Origin of the sequence: Pseudomonas rhizozeae (assembly GCF_031583775.1) — a bacterium.
GTDB lineage: Bacteria > Pseudomonadota > Gammaproteobacteria > Pseudomonadales > Pseudomonadaceae > Aquipseudomonas.
On sequence record NZ_JAVLSB010000022.1, the window covers coordinates 15,410 to 39,648 of the forward strand.

Consider the following 24,239-nt stretch of genomic DNA (forward strand, 5'->3'; position numbering starts at 1 on the left):
GCGCGGATGCTATCACGAGCGTGGGAGCGTGATAGAGCCTGGCGCGCCCGGAAAGTTCGTCCTCATTAAGCGCTGGCGCTTTGCAACACCTGAGGGTTGGCGTGAAAAAAAACATGTTCGCGGACAGGTCCTACAGCCACCTCGCCGATTTCCTCGTAGCCCTGACGTTTATAGAACTCCAGATAGCGAGGATTCCCCGTATCGAGCACCACGCCTTGCGAATGTTCATCGACTGCGCACCAGTTGTGTACCGCCGTCAGCAACTGCTCGCCGAAGTGCTTGCCCTGGAATTGCGGATGAATCCCCAGCAGCGGCAACATGTGCACCGCATCCGACGGCTGGCAGGCCGTTACCGCCGCGTGGTACTCCAGATAGCGCCGGGTGCAGCGAAAACCGGTGCTGAGCACCATGCGCAATTGCCACGCCCAGCTCTCGGTGATCCCCAGGCGCCGTTGCGGTGGCGCGATCAGCGCGATGCCGATCAGCCGGTCATTGACCAGCAGGCCGATGGCCGGCAAATCCTGCAAAAAATGTTGTTTGACCAGTTCGCGCACGGTGGCGCGCACCCGCTGTTCATAGCCCGGGCGCTCGGCTTCGAACAGGTAGGCGAAGGTCGGCTCGTGACGGTAAGCCTGATAAAGCAGCGAGCGGGCTTCGCGGGAATAGCCGCTGTCGAGCATATGGATGTCAGCAATGGCGGTGGATGTTTCAGGCATGACGGTCGAACTCCCCGGGTCATCGTTCAAATGACGACGCTCTTCTGGTTACGAGCCTATAGGGTTGGCACAGTTCCGTTCTGATCCGAATCAGTGTTGGCTACCTTCGCGAGCAGGCTCGCCCCCACAGGTATAGACCATAACCTGTGAGAGCGAGCCTGCTCGCGAAGACGCCGGTGCTGCGGTAAAAATCCTGGCTGAATACGAATCCCCTTACCCCGACACTGGCCCCACTCCTACATGTCAGCTAGCATCGCAGTTTTGCCAGGACTGCCGACCATGAAGATCGTCTCCTTCAACATCAACGGGCTGCGCGCCCGCCCCCACCAGTTGGCGGCGCTGATCGAGAAGCATCAGCCAGACGTCATCGGCCTGCAGGAAACCAAAGTCCACGACGAGCAGTTCCCATTGGCCGAAGTGCAAGCGCTGGGCTATCACGTGTATTACCACGGGCAAAAAGGCCATTACGGCGTCGCGCTGCTCTCGCGCCAGGAACCGATCGCCGTGCACAAAGGCTTCGCCAGCGACGAAGAAGACGCCCAGCGGCGTTTTATCTGGGGCACTTTCGCTGACGCCAATGGCGTGCCGGTGACCATCATGAACGGCTATTTCCCCCAGGGTGAAAGCCGCGACCATCCGACTAAATTCCCGGCCAAGCAACGCTTCTACAGCGATCTGCAGCAATTGCTCGAAAGCCAGTTCCGCAATGACCAGGCGCTGGTGGTCATGGGCGATGTGAACATTTCCCCGGAAGACAACGACATCGGCATAGGCCCGGACAACATGAAGCGCTGGCTGAAAACCGGCAAATGCAGCTTTCTGCCGGAAGAACGCGAATGGATGGCGCGCCTGAAGAACTGGGGCCTGACTGACAGCTTCCGCCACCTCAACCCGGACGTCGCCGACCGCTTCAGCTGGTTCGACTACCGCAGCCGCGGTTTCGAAGACGAACCCAAGCGCGGGCTGCGCATCGACTTGATCATGGCGTCCCATGGCTTGCTGCCACGGGTCAAGGATGCGGGTGTGGACTACGAACTGCGGGCCATGGAAAAGCCGTCGGACCATGCGCCGATCTGGCTGGAATTGAGCTGATCTGACGCCCTCTTCAAAATCACACCAAAACCTGTGGGAGCGGGCTTGCCCGCGATGGCCAGTCAGCATAGATGTATCTGACAGTCCGCCATCGCTAGCAAGCTAGCTCACACAGGGGTCAGCGGCGCTGCATAGATCACAACCCTGTCATCTTTCAGCAATCTCTCTGTCTTAATCTCCCGGCACTTCCTTTGTCCATAGAAGGTGCCGGCATGCGGCTGTGCATTTCATTGTTACTGGCGCTGTGCGCCGGGTTACCTCTGGCGGTGGTCGCGGGTAACTTGCCCACTCCCGAGCAGGGGTCGGTGCTGCGCATCCAGGGCTCGAACACCATTGGCGCGGCGTTGGGGCCGGCGTTGATCAAGGGGTTGATGCAGGAACAGGGGTTCAGCAAGATCCATAGCGAACCGTCGGCCAGCATTAATGAAGAACAGATTGTCGGCCTCAACGCCCAGAGTCGGCGGGTGGTGGTGGAACTGGCCGCACACGGCTCCAGCACGGGGTTCAGCGCGCTGAAACAATCCACCGCGGACCTGGCCGCGTCATCGCGACCGATCAAGGACAGCGAACTGGTCGACCTCGAACCCTTGGGCGACCTGAAAAGCCCCAGTGCCGAGCAAGTCATTGCGGTGGACGGCGTAGCGATCATCGTCCATCCGGGCAATCCACTGAGCCAACTCAGCACCGAGCACCTGGCGCAGGTCTTCAGTGGCCAGGTTCAGACGTGGGAAAGCCTGGGTGGTCGCGGTGGGAATATTCACTTGTACGCGCGGGATGATCAGTCCGGCACCTACGACACCTTCAAGGAATTGGTCCTCAGCCGACGTGGCAAAGCGCTGTTGCCTACGGCCAAGCGCTACGAATCCAGCGAGGAACTCTCCGACGCTGTCAGCCAGGATCCGCAAGGCATCGGCTTTATCGGTTTGCCTTACGTACGTCAGGCGAAAGCCTTGGCAATTGCCGACGGCGACTCCCTGCCGATGTTGCCGTTGCGCAGTTTGATCGCCACCGAAGACTATCCGCTGTCCCGTCGCCTGTTCCTGTACCTGCCGCCGAACAATGCCAATCCGTGGGCCGCGGCGCTGGTGGCGTTCGCACAAAGCCACAAGGGCCAGGCGATCGTCGCGGCCAACGGCTTTATCGCCCAGACGGTACAAGCCATCAGCGTCAGTCCTACCGCGTCCATGCCCGAGGGCTATCAGGCGATCAGCGCCAAGGCTCAACGCCTGACGGTGAACTTTCGCTTCGAAGAAGGCAGCGCCAGCCTCGACAACAAGGCTCGCCAGGATGTGACGCGGGTGCTCGACTATCTGAAGCAGCACAACAAGCTCAATCGCCAGGTCACGCTGGTAGGGTTCGGCGACGCCAAGAGCGACCCGGCGCGCGCGGAGTTGCTATCGAAATTACGGGCGATGGCGGTACGCCGGGAACTGGTCAAGAGCGGCGTGGTGTTCCGCGAGATTCGCGGCTTCGGCGCGCAGATGCCGGTGGCGGCAAACAGCGGCGACGAAGGCCGGATCAAGAACCGCCGGGTAGAAGTGTGGGTGTACTGAGGTGGCCTTGTGGCAAAAAACTTTATGGCGAGGGAGCTTGCTCGCGCTGGGGCGCGAAGCGGCCCTGAAATTCCTGTCGTCCATGAGCGCTTTGTGAGTGCTGCGCACTCAAGCGGGAGCAAGCTCCCTCGCCACAAAAAGCACCAGTTTTCACTGAGTGGCTGGAAACAAGCTCCCTACCCAGGCACAGCTGTTTATCAGTGACTGCTGCGCATCAACTCTCTCGGCACATACTTGCCGATTTCGAACTTGCCAATCGCTGCGCGGTGCACTTCGTCCGGGCCGTCGGCCAGGCGCAGGGTGCGCTGCATGGCGTACATATAGGCCAGCGGGAAGTCATTGGAAACCCCTGCCCCGCCGTGCATCTGGATCGCCCGATCAATCACGTTCAATGCCACGTTCGGCGCCACTACCTTAATCTGCGCGATCTCGCTTTTCGCCACTTTGTTGCCGACGGTGTCCATCATGTACGCCGCTTTCAGGGTCAGCAGGCGCGCCATGTCGATTTCCATCCGCGAGTCGGCGATCTTGTCGATGTTGCCGCCCAGGCGTGCCAGCGGTTTGCCGAACGCAGTGCGGCTGACCGAACGCTTGCACATCAATTCCAGCGCCCGTTCGGCCATGCCCACCGAACGCATGCAGTGGTGAATCCGCCCTGGGCCGAGGCGACCCTGGGCGATTTCGAAGCCGCGTCCCTCACCCAGCAAGACGTTTTCGTACGGCACCCGGACATTTTCAAACAGCACTTCGGCGTGACCGTGGGGTGCGTCGTCGTAACCGAATACCGGCAACGGCCGGACGATCTTCACCCCCGGCGCATCCGCCGGCACCAGGATCATCGAGTGCTGCGCGTGGCGTGGCGCGTCTGGGTTGCTGAGGCCCATGAAGATGAGGATTTTGCAGCGCGGGTCGCAGGCACCGGAGGTCCACCATTTTTTGCCGTTGATCACCCACTCGTCGCCATCACGCACGGCGCGGGCGGCCATGTTGGTGGCGTCGGAGGAGGCGACATCTGGTTCGGTCATGGCGAAGGCCGAACGGATTTCCCCGCGCAGCAACGGCTCGAGCCAGCGCTGCTTCTGCTCTTCGTTGGCGTAGCGCACCAACACTTCCATGTTGCCGGTGTCCGGCGCCGAGCAGTTGAACGGCTCCGGGCCCAGCAGCGAGCGGCCCATGATCTCGGCCAGTGGGGCGTATTCGAGGTTGGTCAGGCCGGCGCCCAGTTCCGACTCAGGCAGAAACAAATTCCACAGGCCCTCAGCCTTGGCCTTGTTTTTCAACTCTTCCATGATGGCCGTCGGCTGCCAGCGATCGCCTTCGGCCACTTGCCGCTCAAACACCGCTTCGGCGGGATAGACGTAAGCATCCATGAACGCGGTGACGCGCTCACGCAGTTCCTGAACCTTGGGCGAATAAGCGAAATCCATGGGCAGTTACCTTTCTGACGAGACCGTTGAAGTCGGTATTGAGGACATGGAATCGATGCTAGATCAGCTACGAAAATTTACCTAACCTATTCTCGGCGTGTATTAACATTCATCACCGATATATGATCGGCCAATTTTCAGGGTCCCCACCGGACAACGATTCACCTAATAAAAAGAGTGCAGCGCATGAATCTGAGCAAGGTCGACCTCAACCTTTTCATCGTCTTCGACGCGATCTACACCGAAGCCAACCTGACTCGCGCCGGGCAAATTGTCGGCATCACCCAACCGGCGGTCTCCAACGCCCTGGCCCGCTTGCGCGAAACCTTCAACGACCCGCTGTTCGTGCGCACCGCCCAAGGCATGGTGCCGACGCCAATGGCGCAGAACATCATCGGCCCGGTGCGCAACGCCCTGTCGCTGCTGCGGGTGTCGGTCCAGGAAAGCCGCATTTTCAATCCGTTGCAGGCAGTCAAGACCTACCGCATCAGCATGACCGACCTCACCGAAGCGGTGATCCTGCCGCCGTTGTTCCAGCGCCTGCGCCGTTTGGCGCCGACGGTGATCATTGAAAGCTTCCTGTCCAAGCGCCGCGAAACCACCAAGGAACTGGCCGCCGGGCGTCTCGACTTTGCCGTGGATGCGCCGCTCAACACCGACCCGCAAGTACGCCACGTCAAGTTGATGGAGGACCGTTACGTGTGCGCCATGCGCAAGGGCCATCCGCTGGCAAGCAAAGAGAAATTCACCCTCGACGATTACCTGTCGTTGACCCACATTCATATTTCCAGCCGCCGCAGTGGCTTGGGCCATGTCGACCTGGCGCTGGGCAAAATGGGCATCCAGCGCAAAATCGCCCTGCGCTCGCAGCATTACCTGATGGCCTCGCAAGTGCTGCAGCAGACCGACATGGTCATGACCGTGCCCGAGCGCTTTGCCCGCCGCCACGACCTGCACGCGTTCAATCTGCCGGTCAACGACGTGCCGCCGGTTGAAACTCACCTGTACTGGCACGAAAGCACCGACCAGGACCCGGCCAATCGCTGGATGCGCGAGCAAATGATCGAGCTGTGCCAGCAGGTCACGGCGCATGAGAAGAAGCTGGATAAGGCGTAGGACGGTGTACCGCGTAATCGTTTTTCGCGAGCAGGCTCGCTCCCACAGACATCCGCCTCTGTGGGAGCTAGCCTGCTCGCGAAGAGGTCCCCCCTAACACCACACCGCCCGAAGCTTGACGTAAACGTCAAGCAGCCATTAGCTTAAGTGCATGACTTCTACCGAGCATGCCCATGAGCAGCCAGACCTACAGCATTTCAGACCTCGCCCGCGAGCTGGACATCACCACCCGGGCGATTCGTTTTTATGAAGAACAAGGCCTGCTGAGCCCTGAACGCAAAGGCCAGGAGCGCATCTACTCGCCCCGCGACAAGGTCAGCCTGAAGCTGATCCTGCGCGGCAAGCGCATCGGCTTTTCCCTGGCCGAATGCCGCGAACTGATCGAGCTGTACGACCCCACCAGCGGTAACACGAAGCAGCTGAACAGTATGCTGGCGAAAATCACCGAACGCCGCGAGCAGCTGGAACAGCAACTGCTGGACATCGAACAGATGAAACTGGAACTCGACACCGCCGAAGAGCGCTGCGTGCAGGCGCTGGAGCAGACGCTCAAGAGTCAGCAGGTGATTTGACACACAGCGCAATGCCCTTGTGAAGCCAACCTGCTCGCGAAAGCAGAGTGTCAGTCAAAATTGTCTTCGACAGCACACCGCGTTCGCGAGCAGGCTCGCTCCCACCCCAGAATGACAGGTGAACCCCATGTCCCTTCCTACCCACGTGCGCCTGGTCGAAGTCGGTCCTCGCGACGGTTTGCAGAATGAAGCCCAACCCATCAGCGTCACCGACAAAGTGCAACTGGTCGACGCGCTGTCTGCCGCCGGGCTCAGCTATATAGAAGCCGGCAGTTTTGTCTCGCCCAAGTGGGTGCCACAGATGGCCGGTTCCGCCGAGGTGTTTGCGCAGATCCAGCGCAAGCCGGGCGTGACCTACGGTGCGCTCGCGCCCAACCTGCGCGGGTTCGAGGACGCCCTGGCGGCCGGGGTCAAGGAAGTCGCAGTGTTCGCCGCCGCGTCCGAAGCCTTCTCGCAGCGCAATATCAATTGCTCAATCAGCGAAAGCCTCGAGCGCTTCGCGCCAATCATGGATGCCGCCAGACAGCACGGCATCAGCGTGCGCGGTTACGTGTCGTGTGTGCTGGGTTGCCCGTATGAAGGCGACATCGCGCCGGAGCAAGTGGCGTGGGTCGCCCGTGAACTGTTTGCCATGGGCTGTTACGAAGTGTCCTTGGGCGACACCATCGGCACCGGCACCGCGGGCGCCACGCGGCGATTGTTCGAGGGGGTCGCCGCTGATGTGCCGCGTGAAAAACTCGCCGGGCACTTCCACGACACCTACGGCCAGGCCATGGCCAACATCTACGCCAGCCTGCTGGAAGGCATCGCCGTGTTCGACAGTTCCATCGCCGGGCTGGGCGGCTGCCCGTATGCCAAGGGCGCGAGCGGTAACGTTGCCACCGAAGACGTGGTGTATTTGCTGAACGGTCTGGGCATCGAAACCGGCATCGACTTGGACGCCTTGATCGTCGCGGGCCAACACATCAGCAACGTGCTCGGTCGACCCACCGGCTCCCGCGTGGCCAAAGCACGCAGCAGCCAGTAACAACCCGAATGTGTCCGGGTGTTACCGCACCCACTCATTCCGTGTTTCAAACGAGTAACACGGAAACAGAGTGCCCCGTTCTCCCGGTCATCAAATCGAAGCAAAAAACGCAAACACTTGATTTAAATAGATATTTTAAAGTTGGCACGGCTTCTGCTATCTCTATGGCATAACAAGAATAAAAAGCAGCAAACCTAATAAAAATAAGACGTAACGACTCTGACATAACAAAAACAACACGGCAGAGACGCAGCTAACAGATTTTTTTGGAGAAGGTGTGTTTTTCAGGGTGCTCTTCGGAGTGACCCGCAACCGGGCAGAGAACAATAAAACTACCTTCAGGTAGCTCCCGAACTGGTTGGATCGCCAAGCGAAAAAACAGATCAGCGCTCAAAAAAATACGTTTGCTCTTGATCCCGGATGGGGATCGCCAAAAGCGGTAAAGGGCCACGGTTGCCAAAAACAACAACAGACCGCCCCTCAATAATAAAAAAGAGCACGCAACGACAAAATTAAAGGGGAGCTTCGGCTCCCCTTTGTGCTTTCTGCGATTCCCCATCCGACGCAAAACCCTGCGGGAGCGAGCCTGCTCGCGAAGGCGTCATCCCGGTCAACATTGCCATTGATTGATCCATCTCTTTTCGCGAGCAGGCTCGCTTCCACTTCAGATGTTCGCGAGTTTCAAGCTTTACTGATGCTTTGCAGGACGACACTGGTCACCCCTGTACTGGCCATTTTTTGTTGTAAGTTGACGTTAACGTAAAGTGTGATTGACAGTCCTTCGTCGCAGGCTTACGTTTACGTCAACTTGGGCGCTGACTCATCGCCCCACACCCGACAAAAAAGCCAAAAGGTGCCCCATGAGCTACCCCTCCCTGAATTTTGCCCTCGGCGAAACCATCGACATGCTGCGTGATCAGGTGCAGTCCTTCGTCGCCAAAGAGATCGCCCCGCGCGCCGCGCAAATCGACATCGACAACTTGTTCCCGGCCGACCTGTGGCGCAAATTCGGTGACATGGGCCTGCTCGGCATCACCGTCCCGGAAGAATACGGGGGCGCAGGCCTGGGCTACCTGGCGCACGTGGTGGCCATGGAAGAAATCAGCCGCGGCTCGGCCTCAGTGGCGTTGTCCTACGGCGCACATTCCAACCTGTGCGTGAACCAGATCAACCGCAACGGTAATCATGAACAGAAGCTCAAGTACCTGCCGAAGCTGATTAGCGGCGAGCACGTCGGCGCCCTTGCCATGAGCGAACCGAACGCCGGCTCCGACGTGGTTTCGATGAAACTGCGCGCCGACAAGCGCGGTGACAAATACGTGCTCAACGGCAGCAAGACCTGGATCACCAACGGCCCCGACGCCAGCACCTACGTGATCTACGCCAAGACCGACCTGGAAAAAGGCCCGCACGGCATCACCGCGTTCATCGTCGAGCGCGACTGGAAAGGCTTCAGCCGCAGCAACAAATTCGACAAGTTGGGCATGCGCGGTTCGAACACCTGCGAGCTGTTCTTCGATGACGTCGAAGTACCGGAAGAAAACGTCCTCGGCGCGCTCAATGGTGGCGTGAAAGTCCTGATGAGCGGTCTCGACTACGAGCGCGTGGTGCTCTCCGGCGGCCCGACCGGGATCATGCAGGCGTGTATGGACTTGATCGTGCCGTATATCCACGACCGCAAGCAGTTCGGCCAGAGCATCGGCGAGTTTCAGTTGATTCAGGGCAAAGTCGCCGACATGTACACCCAGCTCAACGCCAGCCGCGCCTACCTCTACGCCGTGGCCCAGGCGTGCGAACGCGGCGAAACCACGCGCAAGGACGCTGCCGGGGTGATCCTCTACAGCGCCGAACGCGCGACGCAAATGGCCCTCGACGCGATTCAGATTCTCGGCGGTAACGGTTACATCAATGAATTCCCGGCCGGGCGCTTGTTGCGGGACGCCAAGCTGTACGAAATCGGTGCCGGCACCAGTGAGATTCGTCGCATGTTAATCGGCCGCGAACTGTTCAACGAAACCCGCTGAGGGGCTGTCCATGGCTACGTTGCACACCCAGCTCAACCCGCGCTCGGCAGAATTCGCGGCCAACAGCGCGGCGATGCTTAAACAGGTCGACGCGCTGCACACCCTGCTCGCCCAAGTGCAGCAAGGTGGCGGTCCAAAAGCCCAGGAGCGGCACACCTCGCGAGGCAAACTGCTGCCACGCGAGCGCATCAATCGCCTGCTTGACCCTGGCTCGCCGTTTCTGGAAATCAGCCAATTGGCCGCCTACGGCGTGTACGGCGAAGACGTGCCAGCCGCCGGCGTCATCGCCGGGATCGGCCGCGTGGAAGGCGTCGAATGCATGATTGTGGCCAACGACGCCACGGTGAAGGGTGGTTCGTATTACCCGCTGACCGTGAAAAAACACCTGCGCGCGCAGACCATTGCCCAGCAGAATCGCCTGCCGTGCATCTACCTGGTGGACTCCGGCGGCGCCAACCTGCCGCGTCAGGATGAAGTGTTCCCGGACCGCGAGCACTTTGGCCGGATCTTCTTCAACCAAGCCAACATGAGCGCCATGGGCATCCCGCAGATCGCCGTGGTCATGGGCTCGTGCACCGCCGGCGGCGCGTATGTGCCGGCCATGGCCGACGAAGCGATCATGGTGCGCAACCAGGCGACCATTTTCCTCGCCGGCCCACCGTTGGTGAAAGCGGCGACCGGCGAAGTGGTCAGCGCTGAAGACCTCGGCGGTGCCGATGTGCACTGCAAGATTTCCGGGGTCGCCGACCACTACGCCGAGAACGACGAACACGCCCTCGCCCTTGCCCGCCGCAGCGTCGCCAACCTCAACTGGCGCAAGCTAGGCGACCTGCAACAACGCGCACCGATCGCCCCGCTCTACGCCAGCGACGAGTTGTACGGCGTGGTCTCGGCGGACGCCAAGCAGCCGTTCGACGTGCGCGAGGTCATCGCGCGACTGGTGGACGGCTCGGTGTTCGATGAGTTCAAGGCGCTGTTCGGTACCACCCTGGTGTGCGGGTTTGCGCACTTGCACGGCTACCCGATCGCGATCCTCGCCAACAACGGCATTCTGTTCGCCGAAGCCGCGCAGAAAGGCGCGCACTTCATCGAACTGGCCTGCCAGCGCGGCATTCCCCTGTTGTTTCTGCAGAACATCACCGGGTTCATGGTCGGCCAGAAATACGAGGCCGGTGGCATCGCCAAACATGGCGCGAAACTGGTCACTGCGGTGGCGTGCGCCAAGGTGCCGAAATTCACGGTGATCATCGGCGGCAGCTTCGGCGCCGGTAACTACGGCATGTGCGGCCGCGCCTACGACCCGCGCTTCCTGTGGATGTGGCCGAACGCGCGGATCGGCGTGATGGGCGCCGAGCAGGCGGCCGGCGTGCTGGTGCAGGTCAAGCGCGAACAGGCCGAACGCAGCGGCCAGGGCTTCAGCGCCGAGCAGGAAGCCGAGATCAAGCAACCGATTCTCGATCAGTACGAAGAACAGGGTCACCCCTACTATTCCAGCGCGCGGCTGTGGGACGACGGGGTAATTGACCCGGCGCAGACCCGTGACGTGCTGGCCCTGGCCCTGTCGGCGTCGCTGAACGCGCCCATCGAACCGAGCCGCTTCGGCGTGTTCCGGATGTGATCGGGAGATCAATATGAGCCACTTCAACACCCTCGAACTGCTGAGCGATCCGCGGGGTTTCGCCACCTTGTGGCTGAACCGCGCCGAGAAGAACAATGCGTTTAACGCCGAAATGATCCGTGAACTGATCCTCGCCCTCGATCAAGTGGCGGGCGATGCCAACGTGCGCTTCCTGCTGCTGCGCGGTCGCGGCAAACACTTCAGTGCCGGTGCCGACCTGGCCTGGATGCAGCAGTCGGCGGAGCTGGATTACCAGACCAACCTCGACGACGCGCGGGAACTCGCCGAACTGATGTACAACCTCGCCAAGCTGAAAATCCCGACCCTGGCCGTGGTGCAAGGCGCGGCGTTCGGTGGTGCGCTCGGCTTGATCAGTTGCTGCGACATGGCCATCGGCGCCGACGACGCGCAGTTCTGCCTGTCGGAAGTGCGCATCGGCCTGGCGCCCGCGGTGATCAGTCCGTTCGTGGTGCAAGCCATCGGCGAACGAGCGGCGCGGCGTTATGCCCTGACCGCCGAGCGTTTTGACGGCCGGCGCGCGCGGGAGATCGGGCTGTTGTCGGAGAGCTATCCGCTCGCGGACCTGGAACAGCGGGTCGAGAAGTGGATCGACAACCTGCTGCTTAACAGCCCGGCAGCCATGCGCGCCAGCAAAGAATTGCTGCGCGAAGTCGGCAACGGCGCGTTGACCCCGGCGCTGCGCCGCTACACCGAGAATGCCATTGCCCGCATCCGGGTCAGCCCGGAAGGCCAGGAAGGCCTGCGCGCCTTCCTGCAAAAACGCGCGCCGAACTGGCAGCCTGAATCGACCCCCAAGGAGCCGCGTTAATGAGCGCCCCTGTCCTGACTACCCTGCTGGTGGCTAATCGCGGCGAAATCGCCTGCCGCGTGATGCGCACCGCCAAGGCCCTGGGCCTGACCACCGTGGCGGTGCACAGTGCCACCGACCGCGACGCCCGGCACAGCCGCGAAGCGGACATTCGCGTTGACCTCGGCGGCAGCAAAGCCAACGACAGTTACCTGCAAATCGACAAACTGATCGCCGCCGCCAAAGCCAGCGGCGCCCAGGCGATTCACCCCGGTTATGGCTTTCTCTCGGAGAACGCCGGGTTCGCCCGCGCCATCGCCGACGCCGGCCTGATCTTCCTCGGCCCGCCCGCTTCGGCCATCGACGCCATGGGCAGCAAGTCTGCGGCCAAGGCCTTGATGGAAACCGCGGGCGTGCCGTTGGTGCCGGGCTATCACGGCGAGGCCCAGGACCTTGAGACCTTCCGCGACGCCTGCGAACGCATCGGTTACCCGGTGTTGCTCAAAGCCACCGCCGGGGGCGGCGGCAAAGGCATGAAAGTGGTCGAGGACGTCAGCCAATTGGCCGAAGCCCTGGCCTCGGCCCAACGTGAAGCGCAGTCGTCGTTCGGCGATTCACGGATGTTGGTGGAGAAGTACCTGCTCAAGCCACGGCACGTGGAAATCCAGGTGTTCGCCGACCAGCACGGGCATTGCCTGTACCTCAACGAACGCGACTGCTCGATCCAGCGGCGTCATCAAAAGGTCGTCGAAGAAGCACCGGCGCCGGGCTTGAGCCCCGAGTTGCGCCGCGCCATGGGCGAAGCCGCCGTGCGTTCGGCGCAGGCGATTGGTTACGTTGGCGCCGGCACGGTGGAGTTTTTGCTGGATTCGCGCGGTGAGTTCTTCTTTATGGAGATGAACACCCGCTTGCAAGTCGAGCACCCGGTCACCGAGGCCATCACCGGGTTGGACCTGGTGGCGTGGCAAATCCGCGTGGCCCAGGGTGAGCCGCTGCCGATCACACAGGAGCAAGTGCCGCTGCGGGGGCATGCGATTGAAGTGCGGCTGTACGCCGAAGATCCGAGCAACGACTTCCTCCCGGCCACGGGTCGTCTCGAGGTTTATCACGAGTCCGCGCCCGGCCCCGGACGGCGGGTGGACAGCGGCGTTGAGGAAGGCGATGAGATTTCACCGTTCTACGACCCGATGCTCGGCAAACTGATCGCGTGGGGTGAAGACCGCGAGCAGGCCCGTTTGCGCTTGCTGAGCATGCTCGACGAGTTCGCTATCGGGGGGCTGAAAACCAACATCAGCTTCCTGCGCCGCATCATCGCCCACCCGGCGTTTGCCGAGGCGCAACTGGATACCGGTTTCATTCCGCGCTATCAGGAACAACTGCTGCCGGCGCCGACGATGTTGGGCGATGAGTTCTGGCAGGTAGCGGCTCAAGGGTTCGCTCTGAGCCAGCCGCAACGCCTGCGAGCAGACGATCCCGCCTCACCGTGGGCCTCGACCACGGGTTTGCGCTTCGGTCTGCCGGCTGAGATCAGCTTGCATCTGTGCTGTGAAGGACAGGATCAGGCGATCCGCCTCGCGGGCACCGACGCGCAACTCAACCACGGGCAACTGCTGATCGACAACGCCGGCGTGCGGCGTAGTCATCGGGCCATTCGCCGTGGGAATACGCTGTTTTTGCAGTGGGAAGGCGAACTGCGGCGCGTCGATGCCTTCGATCCGATCAGCGCCGTCGAAGCCAGCCACAGCCATCAGGGCGGACTGACCGCGCCCATGAACGGCAGCATCGTGCGGGTGCTGGTGGAGGCCGGGCAAGCGGTCGAGGCCGGCGCGCAACTGGTGGTGCTGGAGGCGATGAAAATGGAGCACAGCATTCGTGCGCCGCACGCCGGGGTGATCAAGGCGCTGTATTGCCAGGAAGGCGAGATGGTCAGCGAAGGCAGTGCGCTGGTGGAGCTGGAAGCTTCGGCGCAATAAAGTGATCGGTCCTACGCCCAGCGAGGACCGATCTGACTAGAACTTGGCAGTCGCCTGTACCACCACGCCGATGATTCGGCACTCGTCGCTGTAGAGGGTTTTCGGATAGGTCGGGTTGAGCGGGATCAGGTACCGTTGCCCGCTCTCTTCGATCAACTTGCGGAACATCGCTTCGGTGCTGTCCGGTAACTGGGCGATCACCAGTTTGCCGGGCTCGGCCTCGATCGCCGGGTCGACCAGGATCAGCATGCCTTCGCAGATACTGACGCCGCTGGGCGCCGTCATCGCATCCCCGGTCACCACCAGCCAGAAGGCTGCGCCGCGGGCGTGGTAATCCGTCAGTTCGAAGCGACGCTGGCCGTATTCCGCCGGTTCATCCTGCACCTCGCCGACACCGCGCCAGTCGCTGACCGGGTAGCGGAAGTACGGGTTGTACTTTTGCGCCAGGGTCATCTCCACCGCCTGGTCGCCGTCCTTGCCGGTTTCGGGTTCGCGAATGACCAGCGCCACTTCCAGGAATCCCAGGCCGAGGGCATCGAGGACACGATTCATGTCTTCGATGCTGGGCTCGCGGCGCTTGTTGAGCCAGTGGCCGATCCCGCCCTGGGAGACGCCGACGCGCTCGCCGAGTATGACTTGAGTGACCTTGAGTTCACTCATTTTGGCCTTGACCAATTCAATCCATTTATCCATGGGCGGCACGATACGTGGGGCACTCCGGGCATCAAAACACAACTTGTAGTATTTAAATTCTAGTCATAAATACGTATTGTACTAGTATAAAGCCCACTACGTTGAATCTGACATGGAGTGCACCCCCGCTATGGATATGCCCGCTACCGAGCCGTTCGAACCGGTCCTCAACACTGATTTCACTTCGCTCAAGGACTGCGCCGCCGCCCAGCGCGCGCTCGACTACTACCTGAAACCGAATGTTGCTGAACCGGAAGGCGAAGTGCGGTTTTTCGACGTCAACCCGAATATCAGCAGCGAAGAAGCCTTGGTGCGTGCGTCAGACCTGCTGCGCTGTGCGGCCGCCAGCGCCTATGAATCGGCCGACCATTTGCAGGGCGTCAAACGGGACTTGGCGTTTTCGGTTGTGCACATGATCGATATGGCGAAAGCCATGGTCGACAGGTCTTTGGATGGGAGGTGTCGCGGCTGAAAGCCGAGCGGCTTTCAGGGAGGCTGGAAAGATTTCTTTATGACGCTGATAAAATCATTTGACTTGCAAATGATAATGATTATTATTGCATCAGCTGGTCGCGAGATCAGTCGATAGACCAAGGGACCTTAGGTCGGTCTCCTGGAATATCTCCTCATCAGGCTAATCACGGTTTTTGACCCGGCTTTTTGCCGGGTCTTTTTTTGCCAGTTTTCTGGCTATGGCTTCAGGCTAATGAAGACTGTAGATGTTACAAATTGCGAATGGCGCGGATCATATCAAAAGAATATCGCTTGGCAAGCAAATGCCCTGTTCACGGGGCTAAAAGTCAGCATTTAGCACTTGAGAATCAATCGCACACTCTCTAAGCTGCGTCAGCGTCATGGAGGACGCCCCCCTCGCCCTGCTCCGCAATTTCCGTACTTATGCCCCCGCCCGAGCGTGTAAAGTAGCCGCCATAAAAATCATATTCAGGAAGTGATATGACCGTGGCTAAATCTTCGTTCGACATCAGCGCCAATTTCGACAGCGGCAACATTGAAGTGCTGGACATCAGCAATCCTCTGCAAGCCTTGCTCGCGATCAAACCCGACACCCGCAGCGGCCATTTCCAGTGGTTTCACTTCAAGGCCAGCGGCCTGCACGTTGGCCAGGAACATTGGTTTCGCCTGAGCAACGCCAGCAAATCCTCGTACAACAAAGCCTGGGACGGTTATCAGGCCGTGGCTTCCTACGACCACGTCAACTGGTTCCGCGTACCGACCATTTTCGAAGGCGACGCCCTGCGCTTCAGCCTCGAGGCCACCGCCACCCACGCCTGGTTTGCCTACTTCGAACCCTATAGCCGTGGCCGCCATGACTGGCTGATCGAGCAGGCGCTGACCAAGGCCGGCACCGAATTGTTGGCCACCGGCAAAAGCGTTGAAGGTCGCGATATCCAGCTACTGCGCAAAGGCAGTGGTGCCGAAGACCAGCGCAAGGTGTGGATCATCGCCCAGCAGCACCCCGGCGAACACATGGCCGAGTGGTTTATGGAAGGCGTGATCGAGCGCTTGGAACACCACGACGATCCAGTGTTGAACACACTGTTGGCCAGCGCCGACCTGTACCTGGTGCCGAACATGAACCCGGATGGCGCCTTCCACGGCCACCTGCGCACCAACGCCAATGGTCAGGACCTCAACCGTGCCTGGCAGAGCGCCAGCCAGGAAGTCAGCCCGGAAGTGTTCTTCGTCCAGCAGCAGATGGAAAAATACGGCGTGGATTTCTTCCTCGACGTGCATGGCGACGAAGAAATCCCTCACGTGTTCACCGCCGGCTGTGAAGGTAACCCCGGTTACACGCCACGCATCGAGAAGCTGGAAACCCACTTCCGCGAGCACCTGAAACACACCACGAAGGATTTCCAGACCAAGTACGGCTACACCCGCGACGAGCCAGGCCAGGCCAATATGACCCTGGCCTGCAACAGCGTCGGCCAGAAATTCGACTGCCTGTCGCTGACCCTGGAGATGCCGTTCAAGGACCACGATGACGCCCCCAACGCCCTCACCGGCTGGTCCGGCAAACGCTCCAAGCAATTGGGCAAGGATGTGCTGACCACCGTCGCCGACATGGTCGACACCTTGCGCTGATGCCACGAGTGGCTGCCTGCCCGGCAGGCAGCCACCGCTCAATCAGCGGCGATCTTCGCCCCGCAGCATGCTGTCGAGCACTTCATCGCGGCGCACCCAACCATGGAACAGCGCGGCCGCCAGGTGCACCAGCACCGTCAAGAACAGCAAGTACGCCAGATAGCCGTGAGCCTTGCGCAGCAACGCGAACAGCTGCGCATCGGCGCCGACAATCGACGGCAGTTGCAGCGAACTGCTGAGCATCACCGGCTCGCCCGACGCCGAAATCATCGCCCAACCCAACAGTGGCAACACCAGCATCAGCGCGTACAGCACCAGGTGCGACGCCTTGGCTGCGAGTGCCTGCCAGCTCGGCAAGTCAGCCGGCAACGCTGGCTGCGTAGTGGTGAAACGCACCACCAGCCGCACGATGACCAGGGCCAGAATCGCTATGCCCAACAGTTTGTGCAGGTTAATCAGCCATTCATGGCGCTCCGACACCGACGCCACCATGCCGGCGCCGATAAACAGCATTGCGATGATCATCAGCGCCATCAGCCAGTGCAGCAGGCGCGCCAGGGGGGCGAAATGTTTCACGGGCGGACTCATTGCACAGACTCCTTTTTAGCGGCGGGCAGCTGGTTCACTTCGCTGGTGCGACGCAGGTAGGACGCGGCATAACCGGCCGATCGCGCGGCCAGCAACGGGTCGTCCGAGCCTTCGATACCGCTCGGCAATACCAGCGGGTCATAGTTGATGTCGCGGCAGGCGCCGTCGTTTTGCGCCTGACTGCTTTGCAGCACCAAGGTCCCGGCGTTAATGACCTTGCGCCCTTCGGGCCAAGGTTTGCTCGCGTCGTTCACCGGGTCGCTCGGGTCGGCCAGGGTGATGTTCAACTGCCAACGCAACGGGCCAGTGGTCAGGCGCTGCACCAGGTCTTTTTCGAGGAAATCAGTGTCGGCCGGGGCCACGGCGCCGGCGACATCCTGCGCCACCGGGGCCATGCTCCAGCGCACCGCTTGCCGCTGCCCGACGCTGTTCACCAAGTAGAACGCGTTGACACTGTTATAGGTTTCCGTGGCGTAGCTCGCCGACGGCTTGGCGGTTTTGACCCAGGCCAGGAACGGCGCCGCTTCCGGGTGCGCGCCGAAAAACGCTGGCACGGCTTTCGGATCAGGTTTGCCCGTGGCGGGATCGGGGGATTGAGCCTTCTGCAATTGGTAAAACGCTTCCGGCGTACCCACCGGGAACACCGGCATGCTGTTCATCCCGGTACGCCATTGCTGGCCGTTGGCCTGGGTAAAGCGCAACGCCATGCTGCGAATCGGCACGCTGCTGTCAGCGGCATAGGGATTGCCCCCGGGCAAAGCGAAGCGCCCGACCACCGGAGTCCGCGCTTCGTTGAACACCTGGGCGCTGGACAAGCCGCGTGCCTCAGCGCTGCTCTCGAAATAACCGGCGACGCACACACCTTTGGAGTGATTGCGGCGGAAACCCGGATGCACGCCGTTGTTTTTTTCCAGCACGTTGACCAGGTCCGCAGGCTTCAAGCGTTGTGGGTCCAGGGTGCCATTGACGTAGGCAAACGCCCCGGCGATGGCCGCGACGATGACCGCGATGCCGCCCAGGCGCAGGGCCAGGCTCCCGCCACTGAGGGGCGGCCGGGGACGGCCCGGCGCAGGTGAGCGATCTACCATGAAAGACTCCAGGGCCATCGGCCACAAGTAAGATGAACGAGCCAGACGTCCGCCGAAGCGGTTTATTCCCACACCCGGTGTTTATTTTTCCGAGCCTGGAATAACCTGCCGCATCGGGCGTCTTCCTAGTCCACAGCGTAGTGACTAGCCGGCCAACCATGAACGAAATTGACGAACACCTGAGAGAAATCATTCCGCGAATGCGCCGGTTTGCCCTGTCACTGACGCGCAACCCCAGCAGCGCCGATGACCTGGTGCAGGCAAGCCTGGAGCGGGCCTTGTCCGGTTGGGGCGACAAACGTGCCGACGGTGACCTGCGCGCCTGGCTGTTTTCGATCCTCTATCGACAATTTCTCGACGCCCACCGGCGCTCACGACGCTATGCCCGCATGCTCGAATTCTTCACCGGCCGCGACGACGCGCAGCCTTCGGTGGAGCGCACGGTGATCGCCCAGTCGACCCTTGAGGCATTCGATCAATTGACCACCGAGCAACGCGCGCTGCTGCTCTGGGTCTCGGTCGAAGGCCTGAGCTACAAGGAAGTCGCCGAGATCCTCGGCGTGCCCACCGGCACCGTCATGTCGCGCCTGTCCCGCGCCCGCCAGGCTTTGCGCCAGCTCAGTGATGGCGAAATCACCAGCCCTTCCCTGCGGATACTCAAATGATCAGTCTGCCCCCCAGCGAACGCGACCTACACGCTTATGTCGATCATCAACTCAGCGACGCCGACCGGCGCCTGGTCGAGACCTGGCTGGCGACGCAGCCCACCGTCGCCGCCCAAGTGCGCGGCTGGCAACAGGACGCCCAGCACCTGCGCGCCGCGCTCGGCGGCACGTTGCAGCAACCGGCCAACCCATACCTCGACCCGGCGCTGATTCGCCAGCGCCTCAAGCGCCAGTCCCGCCGTCACTTGGCCACCGCTGCAGCGTTGGTGCTGGCGGTCAGCGTCGGCGGCCTGAGCGGCTGGCAGGCGCGGGACATGACCATGGCCAGTGCGCAGCTGCCGATGACCGATGCGATGCAGGCGTATCGGCTGTTCGCTCAACAAGGCGTGCTGCCGGCGGACTACAAGGTCAACGCCGACGGTGATATGCAGCATTGGCTGGACCGCTACTTTACCCAGGCCCACCGCCTGCCGAACCTCAGCGCCGTAGGGTTCAACCCGGTCAGCGGGCGCTTGCTCAGCACCGAACAGGGCCCGGCAGCGATGGTGGTCTATGAAAACCAGACCGGTCAAAAAATCAGCTTCTACGTGCGCCCGCCCGGCCCGGAAAATAACCTGCTGCCCCGTGGCAGCCGCAGCGACGGCGAGTTGCAGGCCGAGTACTGGTCGGGCGGCGGCTACAACTACGCGATGGTCAGCCCGACCACCGACCCGGCGGCGCAGATGCTCAAGAAGACCGTGCAGTTCTAAACACCATCGCCAACCTTAGGGGAGAGGATCAAGCAGAATGCCTTTAAAAGCACCACAAACCCTGTGGGAGCGAGCTTGCTCGCAATGGCGCAAGGTCAGTCGACATTGACGCGCTCGCTGGCAAGCCACCTCCCCCAGTGACGCTGCCCCCCTTCCACTATTGCTGCTCCTCACCCCCGCCCAAACACCTGCGAAGGCCGGCGCAACAACGGATCAAACGGATTGATCCGCGGCCCGATCAGCGCCGCCTCGCGCTTGAGCATTTCCACCACCGTCGGCAAGCGGTCCGGGCCCAGGCGATCACTGACTGTCGCCACGCTCAGCGCCGCGACCGCACGGCCGTCACGGTCAAGAATCGGCACCGCCACCCCAGCCATGCCTTGCAGCACGCCGGTGTTGCGCCCGGCATAACCGAGGGTGCGGACATTCTCGACCTCCGAGCGTAAAAACACTTCGTCGTACAAATGGAAGTCCCGCAGCCGTGGCAGGTTGTAGTGGATCACCGTCTCACGCTCGTCCTCCGGCAGGAACGCCAGGATCGCCAGGCTGCCCTGGCCCACACCCAACGCCACGCGGCCGCCAATGTCACCGGTAAACGTGCGGATAGGGAACGGCCCCTCACTGCGGTCCAGGCAGATCGCGTCAAAACCGCTGCGCGCCAGCAAGAACAGCGAATCCCCCAGCGACGCCGACAGCCGCAACAGCGCCGGGCGCACCAGTTCGCGCAGATTACCGGTGTTACCGGCACGGGCGGCCAAGGCAAAAAACTCCAGGCTCAGCCGATAGCGCTTGCTGCGCGCGTCCTGCTCGACCATGCCCTCGTCCATCAGGCTGCGCAGCAATCGGTGGGTGGTCGGTTGCGACAGGCCGATGCGCTGCGCCAATTGCGTGACCCGTTCACCGCCCTCGGCGGTATCACCGAGGCTGCGCAACACCGCAAACAGCCGGGACACCGCGCCGACACCGACGTCATTTTTGCTTTCATTCCGCTCAGTGGAATCAGACATGAATAATCCCGATCAAAAATTTACTCACTGAATGAAACTGAAAATAGTCATCGATCCAGTGAAATAGCCCATTGAGCGCATCCTAGTCTTCGTCCTACTCTGCGTCCATCAGGGGCGATTCGAACAACAGCGGTAGCCGACCCAAGTCGAGCACCAACGCACCCCGCAAGACCTTTCGTATCTGCCCATTACAAAAAAAGCCTGCCTCACGGCGTGCATAACAATCTCAGGTGGAACGCAGTTATGGCCTTTATGCAACTTGAAGGACTCGGCAAACGTTACGGCGAGATCGACGCCGTGGTCGCCACGGACCTGGCGGTGGAACAAGGCGAGTTCGTCTCGCTGCTGGGCCCTTCCGGCTGCGGCAAAACGACCACCCTGCAAATGATCGCCGGGTTCGTTGACGTCACCAGCGGCCGCATCATCCTCGACGGCCGCGACATCACCCACGCCAAACCCGCCAGCCGTGGTCTCGGTGTGGTGTTCCAGAGCTACGCGCTATTTCCGCACATGAGCGTGCAAGACAACGTTGCCTTCGGCCTGCGCATGCGCAAAGTGCCGAAAGCCGAGTTGCAACAACGGGTGGCCCAGGTGTTGAAACTGGTGCGCCTCGACCCGCACGCCGAGCGTTATCCACGAGAGTTGTCCGGTGGCCAGCGCCAGCGTGTGGCCCTGGCGCGGGCGCTGGTGATCCAGCCGCCGGTGCTGCTGCTCGACGAGCCGCTGTCCAACCTCGACGCCAATCTGCGCGAAGAGATGCAGTTCGAGATCCGCCGCATCCAGCGCGAAGTCGGGATCACCACGCTGATGGTCACCCACGACCAGTCCGAAGCGCTGTCGATCAGCGACCGGGTGGTGGTGATGCAGGCCGGACGAGTCACGCAGATCGACGTGCCGTACACCCTCTATGAACACCCGCGCACCGAGTTCATTTCCGGCTTCGTTGGCAAGGCCAACCGCCTCTGCGGCCGCCGCGACGGCAGCGGCGAGGTGCACGTGTGCGCCGCCGGCGAAGGCGATGTGAGCCTGAGCCTGCGTCCGGAAAAAATCACCCTTCGCGGCGCCGGTGAAGGTCGCTTGCAAGGGCAGATCAGCAGCCGGTTTTTCCTTGGCAGCCAATGGCTGTACAGCGTCAGCACCGCGCTCGGCGAATTGACCGTGGTGCGCGGCAACGACGGCTCGCCGCCGCTGAACGAAGGCACCGCCGTCGGCCTCGACTGGGCCAGCGACTTGCTGCGCGTGTTGCGCGGTGATGAGGTGTCGGCATGAGTGCGCTGGCCGCCCTGCGCCAGGGTCGTCACGGCTACCTCCTGTCTGCGCCGGCATTGCTGTTGTACGTGGCGTTGTTGATCGTGCCGTTGAGCCTGACGTTCGTGCTGTCGTTCAACGTCTTCGATTACGGCAGCGGCATCCAGAGTGACGCCTACACCACCGAGCACTACAGCACCTTGCTGAGCGACCCGTACTTCTACGAAATCTTTCTGCGCACCTTGTGGATCAGCGCCCTGACCACCCTGCTGTGCGTCCTGATCGGCGTGCCGGAAGCCTACATCCTCAGCCGCATGGGCACGCCGTGGCGCTCGATTTTCCTGATCCTGATCCTCACGCCGTTGCTGATTTCGGTGGTGGTGCGTGCCTTCGGCTGGAGCCTGTTGCTCGGCGCTGACGGCCTGGTCAACCAAGTGCTGCAAGCCCTCGGCGGATCACCGATGAAATTGTTGTACACCCCGTTCGCCGTGGTGATCGCGCTGGTCCACGTGATGCTGCCGTTCATGATCATTCCGGTCTGGACCTCGCTGCAGAAACTCGACCCGGCCGCCGAACATGCGGCGCTGTCCCTCGGTGCCAGCCACTTCACGGTGATGCGCAAAGTGATCTTGCCGCAGATCATGCCCGGCGTGCTGTCCGGCACGCTGATCGTGTTTGGCCTGGCCGCCAGCTCCTTCGCGATTCCCGGCCTGCTCGGCGGGCGCCGCTTGAAGATGGTCGCCACGCTGATCTACGACCAGTACCTCTCCGAGCTCAATTGGCCAATGGGCGCCGCCATCGCCGTCGCGCTGCTGTTGCTCAACCTGGCAATCATGCTGTCGTGGAACCGCATGATCGAAGGCCGCTACAAGAAGTCACTGGGGTAATCCGCCATGTCCAAAAACGGTCCTTTCGCCCTGTTGTTTCACGCCCTGGTGGTGCTGTTCATGCTCGCCCCGCTGGCAGTGGTCTGCCTGGTGGCATTCACCCCGGAAAACACGCTGAGCCTGCCGACCACGCACTTTTCCCTGCGCTGGTTTGAAGCGGTGTTCGAGCGTGCTGACTTTATCGATGCGTTCTACAACAGCCTGATCCTGGCGTTTTGCGCGGCAAGCCTGGCGACGTTGATCGCGGTGCCGGCGGCGCTGGCCATCACTCGCCATGAGTTTCCCGGCAAGGGCTTTTTCAATGGTCTGTTCCTGTCGCCGATCATCATTCCGCACCTGGTGCTGGGGGTCGCGCTGCTGCGGCTGTTTGCGCTGATGGGGGTCAATGGCAGTTTCGGCTGGCTGATCTTCGCCCATGTGCTGGTGATTACGCCGTACGTGCTGCGCCTGGTGCTGGCCTCGGCGATTGGCCTGGACCGCAGCGCCGAACATGCCGCGCAATCTTTGGGCGCCGGGCGTTTTACGCTGTTCCGCCAGATCACCTTGCCGATGATTCTGCCGGGCGTGGCCGGGGGCTGGCTGCTGGCGTTCATTAACAGTTTCGACGAAGTGACTTTGTCGATCTTCGTCACCTCCCCCGCCACCCAGACCTTGCCCGTGCGCATGTACGTGTACGCCACCGAATCCATCGATCCGATGATGGCGGCGGTATCGGCACTGGTGATCGCGTTGACCGCGGCGACCATGATTCTGCTCGACCGGGTGTATGGCCTGGATCGGGTTCTGGTGGGCAAACAATGAGGGCGCCATGGCTCTGCTGAAACGACTGACCGAAGGCGACCGCCCGGCCCTGGACTTCACCCTCGACGGCGAAGCCGCCAGCGGCTTGCTCGGCGACACCTTGCTGACCGCGATCCTGACGGCCAGCGAGCACCTGCGCGGCAGCGACTTCAGCGCCGAACCCCGCGCCGGTTTCTGCCTGATGGGCGCCTGCCAGGACTGTTGGGTACGCCTGGCCGACGGCCGCCGCGTCCGCGCCTGCTCGACCCTGCTCGAAGCCGGCCAACACATCTGCCGCGAGCCGGGGCGATTGGCATGACCGCGCTTATGAACGCCACCCACTGTGGGAGCGAGCCTGCTCGCGAAAGCGGTATGTCTGCTGACGACAATGTTGAATGGGCTGGCGCCTTCGCGGGCAAGCCCGCTCCCACAGGTATCAAATGTGGATCGCAGCCTCGGCGTACACCGCCAACCCACTGTGGGAGCGGGCTTGCTCGCGAAA

The 24,239-nt window shown here is 61.6% G+C and carries 23 protein-coding genes; 17 read left to right on the forward strand and 6 right to left on the reverse strand.

Annotated elements, in window-relative coordinates:
- Positions 1-65: 65 nt before the first annotated feature.
- Entirely contained in the window at positions 66-716 is a 651-nt protein-coding gene (locus tag RG836_RS07580) for a GNAT family N-acetyltransferase (RefSeq protein ID WP_310844473.1), read from the reverse strand.
- A 279-nt stretch (positions 717-995) separates the two neighbouring features.
- Between RG836_RS07580 and xthA the strand changes: the two genes are divergently transcribed.
- The gene (gene xthA / locus RG836_RS07585; RefSeq protein ID WP_310844475.1) at positions 996-1,808 is read left to right on the forward strand and encodes an exodeoxyribonuclease III; all 813 of its coding nucleotides are present in this window, start codon (positions 996-998) and stop codon (positions 1,806-1,808) included.
- 212 nt (positions 1,809-2,020) lie between these two features.
- Complete coding sequence (locus RG836_RS07590) at positions 2,021-3,361, forward strand: phosphate ABC transporter substrate-binding/OmpA family protein (RefSeq protein WP_310844477.1); 1,341 nt, start codon at positions 2,021-2,023, stop codon at positions 3,359-3,361.
- Positions 3,362-3,558: 197 nt separating this feature from the next.
- Here RG836_RS07590 and RG836_RS07595 read toward each other — a convergent pair whose 3' ends face one another.
- Positions 3,559-4,788, reverse strand: a complete 1,230-nt coding sequence (locus RG836_RS07595; protein WP_310844479.1) for an acyl-CoA dehydrogenase — start codon at positions 4,786-4,788, stop codon at positions 3,559-3,561.
- Between the two features lie 186 nt (positions 4,789-4,974).
- Here RG836_RS07595 and RG836_RS07600 point away from each other — a divergent pair, with 186 nt between their 5' ends.
- The 7 genes from RG836_RS07600 (at position 4,975) to RG836_RS07630 (ending at position 13,926) form a co-directional block, all read left to right on the forward strand.
- The gene (locus tag RG836_RS07600; RefSeq protein WP_310844480.1) at positions 4,975-5,904 is read left to right on the forward strand and encodes a LysR family transcriptional regulator; all 930 of its coding nucleotides are present in this window, start codon (positions 4,975-4,977) and stop codon (positions 5,902-5,904) included.
- A 173-nt stretch (positions 5,905-6,077) separates the two neighbouring features.
- Positions 6,078-6,476: a MerR family transcriptional regulator gene (locus tag RG836_RS07605; RefSeq protein ID WP_310844482.1), complete on the forward strand. Its 399-nt coding sequence runs from the start codon at positions 6,078-6,080 to the stop codon at positions 6,474-6,476.
- Between the two features lie 127 nt (positions 6,477-6,603).
- Positions 6,604-7,503: a hydroxymethylglutaryl-CoA lyase gene (locus RG836_RS07610; RefSeq protein WP_310844484.1), complete on the forward strand. Its 900-nt coding sequence runs from the start codon at positions 6,604-6,606 to the stop codon at positions 7,501-7,503.
- Between the two features lie 860 nt (positions 7,504-8,363).
- Positions 8,364-9,527 (forward strand): isovaleryl-CoA dehydrogenase, encoded by a 1,164-nt coding sequence (locus RG836_RS07615; RefSeq protein ID WP_310844486.1) that lies wholly within the window; start codon positions 8,364-8,366, stop codon positions 9,525-9,527.
- A 10-nt stretch (positions 9,528-9,537) separates the two neighbouring features.
- Entirely contained in the window at positions 9,538-11,145 is a 1,608-nt protein-coding gene (locus RG836_RS07620) for a carboxyl transferase domain-containing protein (RefSeq protein ID WP_310844488.1), read from the forward strand.
- Positions 11,146-11,158: 13 nt separating this feature from the next.
- A complete protein-coding gene (locus RG836_RS07625; protein WP_310844490.1) occupies positions 11,159-11,974 on the forward strand; it encodes a gamma-carboxygeranoyl-CoA hydratase in 816 nt (271 codons plus the stop codon).
- Positions 11,974-13,926 carry an acetyl/propionyl/methylcrotonyl-CoA carboxylase subunit alpha gene (locus RG836_RS07630; RefSeq protein WP_310844491.1) on the forward strand — a complete coding sequence of 651 codons (1,953 nt, stop codon included), beginning with the start codon at positions 11,974-11,976 and terminating at the stop codon, positions 13,924-13,926. The genes RG836_RS07625 and RG836_RS07630 overlap by 1 nt, the downstream gene beginning before the upstream one ends.
- Positions 13,927-13,962: 36 nt before the next feature.
- Here RG836_RS07630 and RG836_RS07635 read toward each other — a convergent pair whose 3' ends face one another.
- The gene (locus RG836_RS07635; protein WP_310844492.1) at positions 13,963-14,619 is read right to left on the reverse strand and encodes a LexA family protein; all 657 of its coding nucleotides are present in this window, start codon (positions 14,617-14,619) and stop codon (positions 13,963-13,965) included.
- 130 nt (positions 14,620-14,749) lie between these two features.
- Here RG836_RS07635 and RG836_RS07640 point away from each other — a divergent pair, with 130 nt between their 5' ends.
- Both RG836_RS07640 and RG836_RS07645 read left to right on the forward strand, forming a co-directional pair.
- Positions 14,750-15,091: a DUF6124 family protein gene (locus RG836_RS07640; protein ID WP_310844493.1), complete on the forward strand. Its 342-nt coding sequence runs from the start codon at positions 14,750-14,752 to the stop codon at positions 15,089-15,091.
- 482 nt (positions 15,092-15,573) lie between these two features.
- Entirely contained in the window at positions 15,574-16,725 is a 1,152-nt protein-coding gene (locus tag RG836_RS07645) for a M14 family metallopeptidase (RefSeq protein ID WP_310844494.1), read from the forward strand.
- A gap of 42 nt (positions 16,726-16,767) precedes the next feature.
- On the opposite strand, the gene RG836_RS07650 is transcribed toward RG836_RS07645, so the two are convergent.
- Both RG836_RS07650 and RG836_RS07655 read right to left on the reverse strand, forming a co-directional pair.
- The gene (locus RG836_RS07650; protein WP_310844496.1) at positions 16,768-17,313 is read right to left on the reverse strand and encodes a cytochrome b; all 546 of its coding nucleotides are present in this window, start codon (positions 17,311-17,313) and stop codon (positions 16,768-16,770) included.
- A complete protein-coding gene (locus tag RG836_RS07655; protein WP_310844498.1) occupies positions 17,310-18,401 on the reverse strand; it encodes a catalase family peroxidase in 1,092 nt (363 codons plus the stop codon). Before RG836_RS07655 ends, RG836_RS07650 begins: the two co-directional genes overlap by 4 nt.
- 158 nt (positions 18,402-18,559) lie before the next feature.
- Between RG836_RS07655 and RG836_RS07660 the strand changes: the two genes are divergently transcribed.
- Positions 18,560-19,066 (forward strand): sigma-70 family RNA polymerase sigma factor, encoded by a 507-nt coding sequence (locus tag RG836_RS07660; RefSeq protein ID WP_310844499.1) that lies wholly within the window; start codon positions 18,560-18,562, stop codon positions 19,064-19,066.
- Positions 19,063-19,815 carry an anti-sigma factor family protein gene (locus RG836_RS07665; protein ID WP_310844500.1) on the forward strand — a complete coding sequence of 251 codons (753 nt, stop codon included), beginning with the start codon at positions 19,063-19,065 and terminating at the stop codon, positions 19,813-19,815. Before RG836_RS07660 ends, RG836_RS07665 begins: the two co-directional genes overlap by 4 nt.
- 170 nt (positions 19,816-19,985) lie before the next feature.
- Here the strand turns inward: RG836_RS07665 and RG836_RS07670 are convergent, their stop codons facing one another.
- Positions 19,986-20,822 (reverse strand): IclR family transcriptional regulator, encoded by an 837-nt coding sequence (locus RG836_RS07670; RefSeq protein ID WP_310844502.1) that lies wholly within the window; start codon positions 20,820-20,822, stop codon positions 19,986-19,988.
- 243 nt (positions 20,823-21,065) lie between these two features.
- Between RG836_RS07670 and RG836_RS07675 the strand changes: the two genes are divergently transcribed.
- The 4 genes from RG836_RS07675 to RG836_RS07690 are packed head-to-tail and all read left to right on the forward strand — an operon-like array spanning position 21,066 to position 24,056.
- The gene (locus RG836_RS07675) at positions 21,066-22,091 is read left to right on the forward strand and encodes an ABC transporter ATP-binding protein (RefSeq protein WP_310844504.1); all 1,026 of its coding nucleotides are present in this window, start codon (positions 21,066-21,068) and stop codon (positions 22,089-22,091) included.
- Entirely contained in the window at positions 22,088-22,957 is an 870-nt protein-coding gene (locus RG836_RS07680; protein ID WP_310844505.1) for an ABC transporter permease, read from the forward strand. Before RG836_RS07675 ends, RG836_RS07680 begins: the two co-directional genes overlap by 4 nt.
- 6 nt (positions 22,958-22,963) lie before the next feature.
- Positions 22,964-23,758, forward strand: coding sequence for an ABC transporter permease (locus RG836_RS07685; RefSeq protein WP_310844506.1), 795 nt, complete (start codon positions 22,964-22,966; stop codon positions 23,756-23,758).
- 7 nt (positions 23,759-23,765) lie between these two features.
- A complete protein-coding gene (locus tag RG836_RS07690; protein WP_310844507.1) occupies positions 23,766-24,056 on the forward strand; it encodes a (2Fe-2S)-binding protein in 291 nt (96 codons plus the stop codon).
- Positions 24,057-24,239 lie beyond the last annotated feature (183 nt).

Excerpts from the sequence above, each read along its gene's own strand:
- RG836_RS07580 (WP_310844473.1), bottom strand. The coding sequence starts at position 716 with ATGCCTGAAACATCCACCGCCATTGCTGACATCCATATGCTCGACAGC.
- xthA (WP_310844475.1), top strand. The coding sequence starts at position 996 with ATGAAGATCGTCTCCTTCAACATCAACGGGCTGCGCGCCCGCCCCCAC.
- RG836_RS07590 (WP_310844477.1), top strand. The coding sequence starts at position 2,021 with ATGCGGCTGTGCATTTCATTGTTACTGGCGCTGTGCGCCGGGTTACCT.
- RG836_RS07595 (WP_310844479.1), bottom strand. The coding sequence starts at position 4,788 with ATGGATTTCGCTTATTCGCCCAAGGTTCAGGAACTGCGTGAGCGCGTC.
- RG836_RS07600 (WP_310844480.1), top strand. The coding sequence starts at position 4,975 with ATGAATCTGAGCAAGGTCGACCTCAACCTTTTCATCGTCTTCGACGCG.
- RG836_RS07605 (WP_310844482.1), top strand. The coding sequence starts at position 6,078 with ATGAGCAGCCAGACCTACAGCATTTCAGACCTCGCCCGCGAGCTGGAC.
- RG836_RS07610 (WP_310844484.1), top strand. The coding sequence starts at position 6,604 with ATGTCCCTTCCTACCCACGTGCGCCTGGTCGAAGTCGGTCCTCGCGAC.
- RG836_RS07615 (WP_310844486.1), top strand. The coding sequence starts at position 8,364 with ATGAGCTACCCCTCCCTGAATTTTGCCCTCGGCGAAACCATCGACATG.
- RG836_RS07620 (WP_310844488.1), top strand. The coding sequence starts at position 9,538 with ATGGCTACGTTGCACACCCAGCTCAACCCGCGCTCGGCAGAATTCGCG.
- RG836_RS07625 (WP_310844490.1), top strand. The coding sequence starts at position 11,159 with ATGAGCCACTTCAACACCCTCGAACTGCTGAGCGATCCGCGGGGTTTC.
- RG836_RS07630 (WP_310844491.1), top strand. The coding sequence starts at position 11,974 with ATGAGCGCCCCTGTCCTGACTACCCTGCTGGTGGCTAATCGCGGCGAA.
- RG836_RS07635 (WP_310844492.1), bottom strand. The coding sequence starts at position 14,619 with ATGGATAAATGGATTGAATTGGTCAAGGCCAAAATGAGTGAACTCAAG.
- RG836_RS07640 (WP_310844493.1), top strand. The coding sequence starts at position 14,750 with ATGGATATGCCCGCTACCGAGCCGTTCGAACCGGTCCTCAACACTGAT.
- RG836_RS07645 (WP_310844494.1), top strand. The coding sequence starts at position 15,574 with ATGACCGTGGCTAAATCTTCGTTCGACATCAGCGCCAATTTCGACAGC.
- RG836_RS07650 (WP_310844496.1), bottom strand. The coding sequence starts at position 17,313 with ATGAGTCCGCCCGTGAAACATTTCGCCCCCCTGGCGCGCCTGCTGCAC.
- RG836_RS07655 (WP_310844498.1), bottom strand. The coding sequence starts at position 18,401 with ATGGTAGATCGCTCACCTGCGCCGGGCCGTCCCCGGCCGCCCCTCAGT.
- RG836_RS07660 (WP_310844499.1), top strand. The coding sequence starts at position 18,560 with ATGAACGAAATTGACGAACACCTGAGAGAAATCATTCCGCGAATGCGC.
- RG836_RS07665 (WP_310844500.1), top strand. The coding sequence starts at position 19,063 with ATGATCAGTCTGCCCCCCAGCGAACGCGACCTACACGCTTATGTCGAT.
- RG836_RS07670 (WP_310844502.1), bottom strand. The coding sequence starts at position 20,822 with ATGTCTGATTCCACTGAGCGGAATGAAAGCAAAAATGACGTCGGTGTC.
- RG836_RS07675 (WP_310844504.1), top strand. The coding sequence starts at position 21,066 with ATGGCCTTTATGCAACTTGAAGGACTCGGCAAACGTTACGGCGAGATC.
- RG836_RS07680 (WP_310844505.1), top strand. The coding sequence starts at position 22,088 with ATGAGTGCGCTGGCCGCCCTGCGCCAGGGTCGTCACGGCTACCTCCTG.
- RG836_RS07685 (WP_310844506.1), top strand. The coding sequence starts at position 22,964 with ATGTCCAAAAACGGTCCTTTCGCCCTGTTGTTTCACGCCCTGGTGGTG.
- RG836_RS07690 (WP_310844507.1), top strand. The coding sequence starts at position 23,766 with ATGGCTCTGCTGAAACGACTGACCGAAGGCGACCGCCCGGCCCTGGAC.